Here is a 12054-nt window from a genome sequence, read left to right on the forward strand (position 1 = left end):
GGCGTGACCCACACCGCCTCTATTGCCGAGCTCACTGATGCTTTTCTCGGCTGGTTCTTCGACCGGAACCCGGTCGCGGTCGCCTCGTTAGGCGCCTTCGACCGGGACAACACGCTGGGAGACTTCTCCGAGGCCGGTATTCGCTCGCGCCTGGTCGAGGCCCGCGAATGGATTGCCCGCTTCGAGGCCATTGATCCGGCCCAGCTCAGCGTGGCCGAGTCCGTCGATCGGGATCTCGCGATCTCCAACCTCCGCGGTGATCTGATCACCGCGGAATGGGGAGACTGGCGCCGCGACCCGACCTTCTACACCTCACCCATTTTCAACAGCCTTTTCGCGACGTTCCTGCACCGCCTGCGGCCCGAAGCCGAGTTGGTGGCCGCCACCATCTCCAAGCTGGCCGAGATACCCGGCGTGCTCGCCGCGTGCAAGGCCAACCTGGATGCCGAACTCGCGCCGGAGATCCTGGTGCGTCGGGGCATCGAGCAGGCCAGAACGGCGCGCACCTTCCTGACCGACACCATGCCCGGTGAGATCGCCGACTCCACGCTGCGGGCCCGGTTCCTCACCGAGGCCGAGCGCGCCGCGACGGCGTTCGACGACCTGGTCGAGTTCCTCTCCGCCCTGGCCGGACGCGCGGGCGGCGACTGGCGCATCGGCGAATCCACGTACTCGGCACTGCTGGAGCAACGCGAGTTGCTCGGCTACGGCGCGGCCAGGCTGCACAGCGACGGCCAGTCGCTCTACGCCCGGCTCGACGCAGAACTGCGTGAGCTCGCAGCGGAGATGCCCGGCGGCAGCGCCGACTGGCGATCGGTGATGACCCGGCTGCAAGACGACCACCCGCCGACGCTGGAGACGATGCTCAAGGAGTACGTCGCCGAGACCGAGCGGGCCAGGGCGTTTCTCAGCGAGCACCAGCTGGTGACCTTCGCCGAAGGCGAGGAGTGCCGGGTGGTGCCCGCCCCCGCCTTCCAGCGGCCGATGTTCCCGGTGGCGTTCTACATCCCGCCGCCGTCGCTGACGGCGAGCCGCACCGGCCACTTCTTCGTGCCCTACACCCCGGACGACTTCACCGAGGAGCAGGTGCGGCAGCGGCTGCGCGGCAACTCCAGGGCCCAGATGCCGACCATGTCGGTGCACGAGGCCTACCCGGGCCACCACTGGCACCTGTCCTGGATGGCGGCCAACCCTCGGGTGATCCGCAAGATCTTCCGCACCCCCTACTTCGCGGAGGGCTGGGGGCTGTACTCCGAGGTGCTGATGCGCGAGCACGGCTACTTCACCGACCGTGGACACGAATTGGCGCATCTGGAGGCGCGGCTGTTCCGCGCGGCCCGGATCGTGGTGGACACCGCGCTGCACTGCGGCGAGATGTCCATCGAGCAGGCGACCGAGTTCATGTCCACCAAGACCTCCCTGACGCCGGGCACGGCGGCGGCCGAGGTCCGTCGCTACTGCGGCTGGCCGACCCAGGCGCCGTCGTACCTGACGGGCTGCGTGGAGATCGAGAAGATCCGCGACGACTACCTCGCGGCCGGTCGGGGCGACCTGCGGACCTTCCACGACACCCTCTGCGGCGCGGGCATCCTTCCGCTGGGCCTGGCCCGCCGCACGGTGATGGAGGGCTGACGAAAGACCGTGAGCGGTAGGGCGAGAGTTCGCCCTACCGCTCACGTCTGTTCCACGGTGCGAGTAAGCCCAGTTCTCACTCGCACCGCCGAGCGTCGCGCATCGGAGTGTCCAACCGATCCGGCAGACGTGGTTCCCTCCCGATCCGATGCGCTTGCCCGCCGCGGCTCAGTCGCCGCGACCGTCGGCTGTTGGCAAGAACCCACCCCCTTCAGATGAACAGGCCCCCTCCGGGCCTCCCGGAACTCGCTCCGGCGTCGTCGTGTGTAATGCAGAGACGTTGTCCGGCGCCGGAGTCCGTGAGCCGGACAACAGCATCCGGACATGATCGAGGGGGTGGAGGGGGGTGCCCCGCGCCGAACGTCCGTTGGAACTGGATGGCACGCCGCTCCCGGAGTTCGCCGCCGATCTGCGCGCGCTGCGTGAGAAGGCGGGCAGCCCGCCCTACCGCGAGCTCGCGCGACGAGCGCACTACTCCTCCACCACGCTGTCGGACGCCGCGGGCGGGCGCCGCCTGCCCAGCCTGGACGTGACGCTGGCCTTCGTGCGGGCCTGCGATGGCGATGTCGACGAGTGGACCCGCCGCTGGCACGCCCTCGCCACCGACCTGAACGCCGCCGAACTCACCGCGGCGCCCGCCTCATCCGACGGCCACTCGCCCTATGTGGGGTTGGCCGCGTTCGGGCCCGCGGACGCCGATCGCTTCTTCGGACGCGAGAAGCTGATCGAGGAACTGCTCACCCGACTGGCCCGCCGTCGGCTGCTGGTGGTCTTCGGGGCGTCCGGAGCGGGCAAGTCCTCCCTGCTGCGCGCGGGCCTGGTGCCGCGGCTGGACCGGACGCTGGTGTTCACGCCCGGCAGCCGACCGCTGGAGGAGTGCGCGATCCACCTGGCGGGCCTCACCGGCAGCACGGCCGGGACGGTGCGCCGGGAACTGGACGACGATCCGCGTGCGGTGCACCTACTGATGCGCCAAGCGCTCGCGGACGAACCCGACGACGCCGAGATGGTCGTCGTGGTCGACCAGTTCGAGGAGGTGTTCGCGCTTTGCCAGGACGATGCGGAGCGCGAGGCGTTCATCTCCGCGCTGATCACCGCGGCCACGGCTGACAACAGCCGCTGTCGCGTCGTGTTCGGGGTCCGCGCCGACTTCTACCCGCACTGCACCACCAACGCCGAACTGGTGGCGGCGATGCGGGACGCACAGGTCACCGTCGGGCCGATGACCGCGGACGAACTGCGCAAGGCGATCTCGCACCCGGCCCGCGGCGCGGGCTGCACAATCGAGAGCGCGCTGCTGGCCACCCTCGTCGGACAGGCCCACGACCGGGCGGGCGTACTACCGCTGCTGTCACACGCACTGCGGGAAACCTGGCGCCGCCGCCAGGGCAACACGCTCACGCTGGCCGGGTTCACCGCCGTCGGCGGCCTGGACGGCGCGTTGACCAAGACCGCCGAGACGCTGTACGACTCTCTGGACGAGGACGCGCGACTGCTGGCGCGCAATCTGTTCCGCAGACTCACCGCGCTCGGCGAAGGCACCGAGGACACCAAACGCCGCATCGATCGCGCCGAGTTGGGCGAGGACCCGGCGATGGTGGAGCTGATCGAGCGTTTCACCGGCGCCCGGCTATTGGTCGCCGACCACGACAGCATCGAACTCACCCACGAAGCGCTGATCCGGGCATGGCCACGGCTACGGGGCTGGCTGTCGGCGGACCGAGAGGGTCAACGCACGCACCGCCAGCTCACCGACGCCGCCCAGGTGTGGCTGTCGCTGGGCCGCGACCCGGACGCGTTGTACCGAGGCACGCCGCTGGCGCTGGCCACCGATTGGGCGGCTCGGGACGACGTGCTGCTCAACGACGTTGAACGCGAGTTCTTGGACGCCAGCACCGCGACAGCACAGCGGGAACAGGCCACCGTACGCCGCCGGACCCGCAGGCTGCGTCAACTCGTCGCCGTGCTCACCGTGCTGCTGGTGCTGCTCGGCACGGCGACCGTCTTCGCCGTGCACGCCCAACGCGAAGCCACCGCGCAACGAAACCTGACGCTGGTGGAGAAGGCGATCATCGAGGCGAACGAGTTGCAGGACACCGATCCCGCGCTCGCAGCCAGGCTCCGGCTGGCAGCGCACCGGCTGCACCCGCTGCCCGGCACCAGGGACAGTCTGCTCAGCACCCTCTCCGCGGGCCCCTACTCGGCCCGGATCACCGCGCACACCAAACCCACCGGGGCCGCGGTCTTCCACCCGAGCCTGCCGCTACTGGTCACTGCGGGCAAGGACGACCTAGCGCTGCTGTGGGACGTCACCAACCGCCGCGTACCCACGCGACTGGCCACGCTCCCGTTGCAGGGCGACCAGGTTCACACCGCCGCCTTCACACCGGACGGACGCACCCTCGCGGTCGGTGGCGGCGGCGACATCGTGCAGCTGTGGGACATCGCGGACGCTCGCAATCCCCGGCGGATCACCACGGTGCAGGCCCACGCGGGCAAGCTGCGGCGCATCGTGTTCAGCCGGGACGGCAGTCTGATGGCCACCAGCGCCATGGACAACACCGCGAAGCTGTGGACCCTCACAGACCTCGGCAACCCACGGCTGGTGCGCACGTTCGAAGGACACCAGGGCAATGTGCACGGGGTGGCACTCAGCCCGGACGGCCGGACATTGGCGACCACCAGCTGGGACAAGACCACCAAGCTGTGGAACCTGGGGGATGAAACGCGCCCACCGGTGACTTTGCGGCACCGGGAGAACAGCAGCGCCATCGCGTTCAGCCCCGACGGTGGGTTATTGGCCACCGGAGGCGCGGACTCACAGGTCAGCCTGTGGGATATGGCCAATCCCGAAGCCCCGCGACTACAGGCCGCGCTGACCGGCCACGCGCACTGGATCCACGATCTGGCTTTCAGTCCGGACGGGCGGACCCTGGCCACCGCCAGCAGCGACAAGACCATCGGGCTGTGGAACCTGAACTCACCCGCGGAACCGGTCAAGCTGGCCTCGCTCAAGGGCCACACCGGCGCCGTGTGGTCGGTGGCCTTCAGCCCGGATGGCGGCACCCTGGTTTCCGCCAGCGAGGACGCCTCGGTGCGGCTGACCGACCTGCACACCGTGCCCGGCCATTGGCACACCCAGACCGTGCAGTGGGTGGAATACAACCAGGACGGAAGCCTGCTGGTGACCGGCGGGCCAGGTGGGCCGAACCTGCTGTGGCGGGTGAAAGACGGGCACCCCATCGGCGCTCCGACCCGCATTCCGATGGACCTCGGGGACGCGGGCTGGTTCGCCTTCGGCGCCGCCCGAACGCTGATTTCCGTCCACGCTGATGGCAGTACACAGATCTGGGATGTCTCCGACGCCGCCGCGCCGCGCAGGCTGCACGTACTGACCGGGCATGTGGGAATCGTCAACGGCGGCGCGGTCAGCCCGGATCGCAGGCTGCTCGCCACTGCGGGCTCCGACCGCACGGTGCGGCTGTGGGATCTCGCGGACCCGACCCGTCCCACGCACATCACGACGTTAACCGGGTTCTCCGACGAGGTCGTCTCGGTGTCGTTCAGCCCGGACAGCACAACACTCGCCATCGGAGGGTGGTTTCCCAACGCCCAGGTGTGGGACGTCCGCGATCCCCGCGCGCCGCGGACAAGAGCGCAGCTGACCAGCCCCGGTCCCGCCAGCCCACTGATCACCTTCTCCCGAAGCGGAAACCTCCTCGCCGACGGCTTGACGCTGTGGGATCTCAGCGACCCGGACCACCCACGGCAGGCCGGACTGGTGCGCGGCGAGGACCCCGACGAGTTCTCCTACCTGACCGCCTTCTCCCCGGACGGGCGGACGTTCGTCTCGGCGAACAACGACGGGCGGCTGCACCTGTGGGATGTGACCGATCCCGACCACCCGAAAAGCCTTGGCGGCCCGCGGGTGCCCGGCGAGGGCTGGTCACTTGGCTTCGCCCCCGCAGGGCAGTTGGCCACCGGCGGCGCGGATCAGCTCATCCGCGTGTGGGAGCCCGATCTGGACACGGTGATCCAGCGGATCTGCACCGAGACCTCACCGGAGATGACCGAGGAGGAGTGGAACCGGTTCTTTCCCGGCGTGGACTACCGCCCGCCCTGCGGGTAGAGCGGGACGTGCGGCTCCAGCGTGACGCCGTTGGTGCGGGCGTTGTCGGCGATGATCGCCCACACCCAGTGGATCAGGTGCGTGGCCAACTGATCGCGAGTCAGGCCGTTGGGGCGGTCCAACCAGCCGTTCACCGTGGACTCCGCCATGCCGACCAGACCGAAGGCCAGCGGTTCGGCGAGTTCGTCCGGCACGCCGATGCGCTCACCCTCGCCGGTGAACAGGCGGGTGAGGTGGGCGGTGATGGCGTGGCGGAAGTTGGTGTACGGGTCCGCCCGGCCGTCCTCGACCACCCCGCGGCGCACGTAGTGGTAGAGGCTGGTGTGCTCGGTCAGCCAGCCCAGGAAGGCGTGCACGGCGGCGGCGATCATCTCCATCGGTGAGCCCGCGGGCTTCCACAGCGGGGTCAATTCGGCGGCGAACAGCTCCACCGCCCGCTCGGCGATGGCGCGCTGGAGATCGGGCTTGCCGTCGAAGTAGCGGTACAGCCGCGGCCTGGCCACACCCGCCGCGGCGGCGATCTGCTCCGTGCGGACCTCGGGGCCGTACTCCTCGATGGCCCGGATCGCGGCGTCGATCAACTCGGCGCGCCGGGCCTCCCGGTGACCTTCCCATCGACGGGCACGGCCATCCAGGGCAGCGGGGGTCTTGACGGCTTCGGACATTTGGCCAACTATAAACGAGCAGTAGGCGGTACACCATGTACCTGATACTCGAAGTATCGGCTAGTTTGCCCAGCGGTGACGGAGGCGGAAATGGCCGGCGACACAAAGACCAACGGCGGTGAGGCGACCGCCACACGATTGTTGGCCTCTTCGGCCCGAAACTCCTACGACCCTTTGGTGGACATCGACTGGGCGGCACAACTTCCGGCCGACAAGCTGTACATGCCTGCCGAACGGGTGTCGCTGTACGGCACGAAGCTCTGGGACCAGCTTGACGAGCAACAGCGGATCGAGCTGTCCAAGCACGAGATCTCCAGCATCACGGCGACCGGCCTGTGGTTCGAGATCCTGCTCATCCAGATGCTCGCCAGGCACGTCTACAACCTCGACGCGCGCAGCGAGGCGGCGCAGTACGCGCTGACCGAGATCGGCGACGAGACCCGGCACGTGATCATGTTCGCGAAGTCCCTCGACCGGTTCGACGTGCCCGGCTACAAGCCCGGCAAGCGGCTGCACCGGCTCGCGCAGCTCTACGCCTCGGTGGCCTGGGGTCCGTCGCTGTTCGCTCCGGTGCTGGTCGCCGAGGAGATCACCGACCGGTTGCAGCGCTCGATGATGAACGACGAGGGCATTCAGCCGCTGATCCGCATGGTGAACCGGATCCACGTCATCGAGGAAGCCCGGCACGTCCGGTACGCGCGGGAAGAGGTCGCCAGGGTGTGGCCGACGCTCAACCGCGCGGAACGGCAGTTCCACCGGGTGGTGACCGCGACCGTCGCGCACGAGGTCGTGAACGCGCTGGTCCACCCGCGGGTCTACAAGGCGGTCGGCCTCGACCCTTACGTGGCCTGGCCCATCGCCAAGGCCAACCCCCATCACCACGAGACACGGCGCTGGATGGCGGAGAAGATCACCGGCTTCCTCTCCGAGGTCGGCGTCATCGGCGGACCGAGCAAAGCCATCTGGCGCAGGGCGCACCTCATCTAAGGGAGCTTTTCCATGAGCAACAGGGTCTTCGTCGTCGGCGTCGGCATGACGAAGTTCGAGAAGCCGGGCAGTCGGGACTGGGACTACCCGGACATGGCGCGGGAATCCGGCACCAAGGCGCTGGAGGACGCGGGCATCTCCTACGACAGCGTCCAGCAGGCCTACGTCGGCTACGTCTACGGCGAGTCGACCTCCGGCCAGCGCGCGGTCTACGAACTGGGGCTTTCCGGCATCCCGATCGTCAACGTGAACAACAACTGCTCCACCGGTTCCACCGCGTTGTTCCTGGCCACACAGGCGGTGCGCAGCGGTGCGGCGGACTGCACGCTGGCGCTGGGCTTCGAGAAGATGCAGAAGGGCTCGCTGGGCTCGACCTACGACGACCGCGAACAGCCGATGCTCAAGCACATCGTGGCGTTGGCGGAGCTGTTCGAGTTCGCGATGCCGCCCGCGCCGTGGATGTTCGGCGCCGCGGGCCGCGAGCACATGCAGCGTTACGGCACCACCGTCGAGCAGCTGGCCAAGATCGGCGAGAAGAACCACCGGCACTCCGCCAACAATCCCTACGCCCAGTTCCAGGACGTGTTCACGCTGCGGGAGATCCTCGACTCCCCCGTCGTCTACGAGCCGCTGACCCGGTTGCAGTGCTCCCCCACCTCCGACGGCTCGGGCGCGGCCATCCTCGCCAGCGAGCGGTTCGTCGACGCGCACGGGCTGGCCGACCAGGCGGTGGAGATCGTCGGACAGGCCATGGTCACCGACCTGCCGTCCACCTTCGCCGACCGCAGCGCGATCAGCCTGGTCGGCGCGGACATGACCCGCATCGCCGCCCGCCAGGTCTATGACGAGGCGGGCATCGCACCCGACGATGTCGACGTCATCGAGCTGCACGACTGCTTCTCCGCCAACGAGCTGATCACCTACGAGGCGCTGAACCTGTGCGGTGAGGGCGAGGGCGGCAAGCTCATCGACAACGGCGACACCACCTACGGCGGCCGCTGGGTCGTCAACCCCTCCGGCGGCCTGATCTCCAAGGGCCACCCCCTCGGCGCGACCGGCCTCGCCCAGTGCGCCGAGCTCACCTGGCAGCTGCGCGGCACGGCCGACGCCCGCCAGGTCGACGGCGCCCGCGTCGCCCTCCAGCACAACATCGGCCTCGGCGGCGCCGTGGTCGTGACCGCCTACAAGCCCGCGAACGCCTAGTTCCAGCACAAACAGGGAGTAAGAATCATGGCCAGCGTCAATGTGTCCACCGAGCTGCCCGCCGCACCGGAGAAGGTGTGGTCGGTGATGGCCGAGCCCGCACGGTTCGAGGAGTGGCTGACCATCCACCAGGGGTGGAAGTCGGAGATCCCCACCGAGATCAAGGTCGGCACCACGATGACCGAGATCGTGTCGGTGATGGGCATGGCCAACAAGATCGAGTGGACGGTCGACTCCTACAACCCGCCGTCCTCGCTGAGGATCTCCGGCACCGGCATGGCGGGCGTCAAGGTGGCCTTCACGCTGTCGGTCGAGCCCGCGGGCTCCGGCTCCAAGGCCACGATCGACGCGGACTTCAGCGGTCAGCTGATCGTCGGCCCGATCGGCACCGCGGTCGCCAAGAACACCCAGAGCGAGGTGGAGAAGTCCCTGGCGAAGCTGTCCGAGCTGGTCGCCTGATGTTCGACGCCTCAGGGCTCGGCGTCTGGAGCGAGCCGGACACCTTCGACGTCACCGCGGACCGGATCGCGGCCTACGCCGAGGCCACCAACGACCCGATCGAACGACACCGCAGCGGCGAGATCGCGCCGCCGGTGTTCGCGATCGTGCCGGTGTTCACCTCGCTGGTGCCCGCCGCGCTGTCGGTGGCGCCGGTGGAACTGCTGCCCAAGCTGGTGCACGGCGAGCAGGACTTCGCCTTCCACCGGCCGATCGTGCCCGGCATGCGGCTGGTGTCGCGGGCCAAGCCGATCGGGTTCGCGGGCAAGCCGAACGGCACCACCGTCGTGGTGTACATCGACTGCCGCACCGAGGACGGCGAGTTGGTCAACGAGCAGTGGGTGACCTCCTTCTTCCGCAAGGTGGACGCGGGCGAGTCGGTCGGCGAACCGGCACCGGGACACTCCTTCGACGACGCGCTGCGGGAGACCGCACCGGCGGCGGAGGTGGTGGCACACGTGGACGAGGACCAGACCTACCGCTACGCCCCGGCCTCGGGTGACCCGATGCCGATCCACCTGGACGACGAGATCGCCAAGATGTCCGGTTTGCCAGGGATCATCGCGCACGGCCTGTGCACGATGGCGTTCACCTCGTGGGCGGTGCTGACGACCGTGGCCGACGGCCGCACCGAGCGGCTGCGCAGGCTCGCGGTGCGGTTCGCCAAGCCCGTCCTGCCAGGGCAGGACATCACCACGCGGATCTTCAAGGCAGGCAGCGGAACCTTCGCGTACGAGACAACCGTCGGTGACGAGGTCGTGGTCAAGGACGGCCTCGCGGAAATCGGAGAGTAAATCGTGGGAACACTGGACGGGCGCGTCGCGGTGATCACCGGCGCCGGGCGCGGCATCGGGCGGGAGCACGCCCTGCTGTTCGCCCGCGAGGGCGCCGCCGTCGTGGTCAACGACCTCGGCGGGGCCAACGACGGGAGCGGTTCGGATGTCGGACCCGCGCAGCAGGTGGTCGACGAGATCACCGCGCTGGGCGGGCGGGCCGTGGCGAACACGTCCAACGTGGCCGACTGGAACGGCGCCGCGGAGCTCATCGAGCAGGCCGTGAGCGAGTTCGGGCGGCTGGATGTGCTGGTCAACAACGCGGGCATTCTGCGGGACGCGTTCATCGCGGGCATGGACGAGTCGCAGTGGGACTCGGTGATCGCGGTGCACCTCAAGGGACACGCGGCACCGCTGCGGCACGCCAGCGCCTATTGGAAGGCACAGAGCAAGGCGGGCAACGACGTCAAGGCGGCGGTGGTCAACACCGCTTCGGCCTCAGGCACGTTCATGCCCAACCCCGGCCAGACCAACTACGGCGCGGCCAAGGCGGGCATCGCGGCGCTGACGCTGGTCGCCGCGCAGGAGTTGGAGCGCTACGGGGTGCGGGTCAACGGCATCGCGCCGATCGCCAGGACGCGGCTGACGCTGGCCACGCCCGGTTTCGAGGCGCTGTTCGCCGAGCCGGAGGACGCCGAGGCGTTCGACCCGTTCCACCCCGCGCACATCTCCCCGATGGTGGCCTACCTGTCGACCGAGGGCTGCCCGGTCACCGGCCGGGTCTACGCCGTGCAGGGCGGCGTGATCTCCGAACTCGGCGGTTGGCACGCCAAGCGCACCACCGAGACCGACAAGCCGTGGACGATCGCGGAGCTGGAATCCCGGATCGCGGACTGGGAAGGTACGAAATGATCGAATGGTCCGAGACCGAGGTCCTGATCCGCGATGCGATCAGGGAGTTCGTCGACAAGGAGATCCGGCCGCACGCCGATGCGCTGGAGTCCGGGGAGATGCTCCCCTATCCCCTGATCCGCAAGTTCTTCTCCACCTTCGGCGTGGACGTCATGGCGCGCGAGGCGTTCAAGACGATCATCGAGAAGCAGAAGGAGAAGCGGGACAACCCGCCCGCGGAGACCGCCGCCAAGAAGAAGTCCAAGGGCGGCGGCGGGCTGGGCGCCGACCTCGGCGGGCAGGAGGCGCTGGCGCTGATCGCCGTCGCCGAGCTGTGCAAGGTCTCCCCCGGCCTGGTCACCGCGATGGGCGTGAACACCGGGCTCGCGGTGAACACGATCATGTCCAAGGGCACCATCGAGCAGAAGGAGCGGTGGATTCCGGAGCTGCTGACCTTCGAGAAGGTCGGCGCCTGGGCCATCACCGAGCCGGACGCCGGGTCGGATGCCTTCGGCGGCATGCGGACCACGGTCAAGCCCAAGGGCGACGGGTACGTGCTGAACGGGCAGAAGACGTTCACCACCAACGGCCCCTACGCCGACACGGTGGTGGTGTACGCGAAGCTGGACGACGGCACGGAGCCGGACCGGCGCAAGCAGCCGGTGCTGACGTTCGTGCTGGACACCGGGATGGAGGGCTTCATCCAGTCCAAGCCCTTCAAGAAGATGGGCATCCACTCCTCGCCGACCGGGCAGCTGTTCTTCGACAACGTCTACCTGGAGGCCGACCGCAAGCTCGGCGGTGAGAAGACGGTGACCGACGGCCGGGACTCGGCGCGGTCCACCTTCACCATCGAGCGGTTCGGTGTCGCCGCGATGGCGCTGGGCATCATCGAGGAGTGCCTGCGGCTGTCGGTGGACTACGCCAAGAGCCGCACGCTGTGGGGCCAGCCGATCTCGGACTTCCAGCTGATCCAGTTGAAGCTGGCCAAGATGGAGGTCGCCAGGCTCAACGTGCAGAACCTGGTGTTCCGGGTCGTGGAGGTGCTGCGCGAGGGCAAGACGCCGTCGCTGGCGGAGGCCTCGGCGATGAAGCTGTATGCCTCGGAGGCGGCCACCGATGTGGCGATGGACGCCATCAGGCTGTTCGGCGGCAACGGGTACATGGCGGAGTACCGGGTGGAGCAGTTGGCCCGCGACGCCAAGTCGCTGGAGATCTATGCGGGCAGCAACGAGATCCAGGTGACCCACATCGCGCGCGACCTGCTGCGCTGAGC

General features: G+C 68.8%; 9 protein-coding genes. 8 read left to right on the forward strand and 1 reads right to left on the reverse strand.

Annotated features, from left to right (window positions below; translation table 11 throughout):
- Positions 1-3 precede the first annotated feature (3 nt).
- Positions 4-1632, forward strand: a complete 1629-nt coding sequence (locus tag ACU6XJ_RS27770; RefSeq protein ID WP_476318001.1) for a DUF885 domain-containing protein — start codon at positions 4-6, stop codon at positions 1630-1632.
- A 346-nt stretch (positions 1633-1978) separates the two neighbouring features.
- Positions 1979-5761: an nSTAND1 domain-containing NTPase gene (locus ACU6XJ_RS27775; protein ID WP_476318004.1), complete on the forward strand. Its 3783-nt coding sequence runs from the start codon at positions 1979-1981 to the stop codon at positions 5759-5761.
- On the opposite strand, the gene ACU6XJ_RS27780 is transcribed toward ACU6XJ_RS27775, so the two are convergent.
- Positions 5740-6426: a TetR/AcrR family transcriptional regulator gene (locus ACU6XJ_RS27780; RefSeq protein WP_476318007.1), complete on the reverse strand. Its 687-nt coding sequence runs from the start codon at positions 6424-6426 to the stop codon at positions 5740-5742. The two genes, ACU6XJ_RS27775 and ACU6XJ_RS27780, sit on opposite strands and share 22 nt — an antisense overlap.
- Before the next feature lie 90 nt (positions 6427-6516).
- On the opposite strand from ACU6XJ_RS27780, the gene ACU6XJ_RS27785 reads away from it, so the two are divergent.
- Genes ACU6XJ_RS27785 through ACU6XJ_RS27810 form a run of 6 tightly spaced genes read left to right on the forward strand, consistent with a single transcriptional unit; the run spans position 6517 to position 12052 of the window.
- Positions 6517-7413: an AurF N-oxygenase family protein gene (locus ACU6XJ_RS27785; protein WP_476318010.1), complete on the forward strand. Its 897-nt coding sequence runs from the start codon at positions 6517-6519 to the stop codon at positions 7411-7413.
- A 12-nt stretch (positions 7414-7425) separates the two neighbouring features.
- Positions 7426-8616: a lipid-transfer protein gene (locus ACU6XJ_RS27790; protein ID WP_476318013.1), complete on the forward strand. Its 1191-nt coding sequence runs from the start codon at positions 7426-7428 to the stop codon at positions 8614-8616.
- Positions 8617-8643: 27 nt separating this feature from the next.
- Complete coding sequence (locus ACU6XJ_RS27795) at positions 8644-9075, forward strand: type II toxin-antitoxin system Rv0910 family toxin (RefSeq protein ID WP_476318016.1); 432 nt, start codon at positions 8644-8646, stop codon at positions 9073-9075.
- The gene (locus ACU6XJ_RS27800) at positions 9075-9908 is read left to right on the forward strand and encodes a MaoC/PaaZ C-terminal domain-containing protein (protein ID WP_476318019.1); all 834 of its coding nucleotides are present in this window, start codon (positions 9075-9077) and stop codon (positions 9906-9908) included. Before ACU6XJ_RS27795 ends, ACU6XJ_RS27800 begins: the two co-directional genes overlap by 1 nt.
- Positions 9909-9911: 3 nt before the next feature.
- Positions 9912-10799: an SDR family oxidoreductase gene (locus ACU6XJ_RS27805; RefSeq protein ID WP_476318022.1), complete on the forward strand. Its 888-nt coding sequence runs from the start codon at positions 9912-9914 to the stop codon at positions 10797-10799.
- Entirely contained in the window at positions 10796-12052 is a 1257-nt protein-coding gene (locus ACU6XJ_RS27810; protein ID WP_476318024.1) for an acyl-CoA dehydrogenase family protein, read from the forward strand. Before ACU6XJ_RS27805 ends, ACU6XJ_RS27810 begins: the two co-directional genes overlap by 4 nt.
- Positions 12053-12054: the final 2 nt, after the last annotated feature.

This window comes from Actinorectispora metalli (assembly GCF_056323685.1).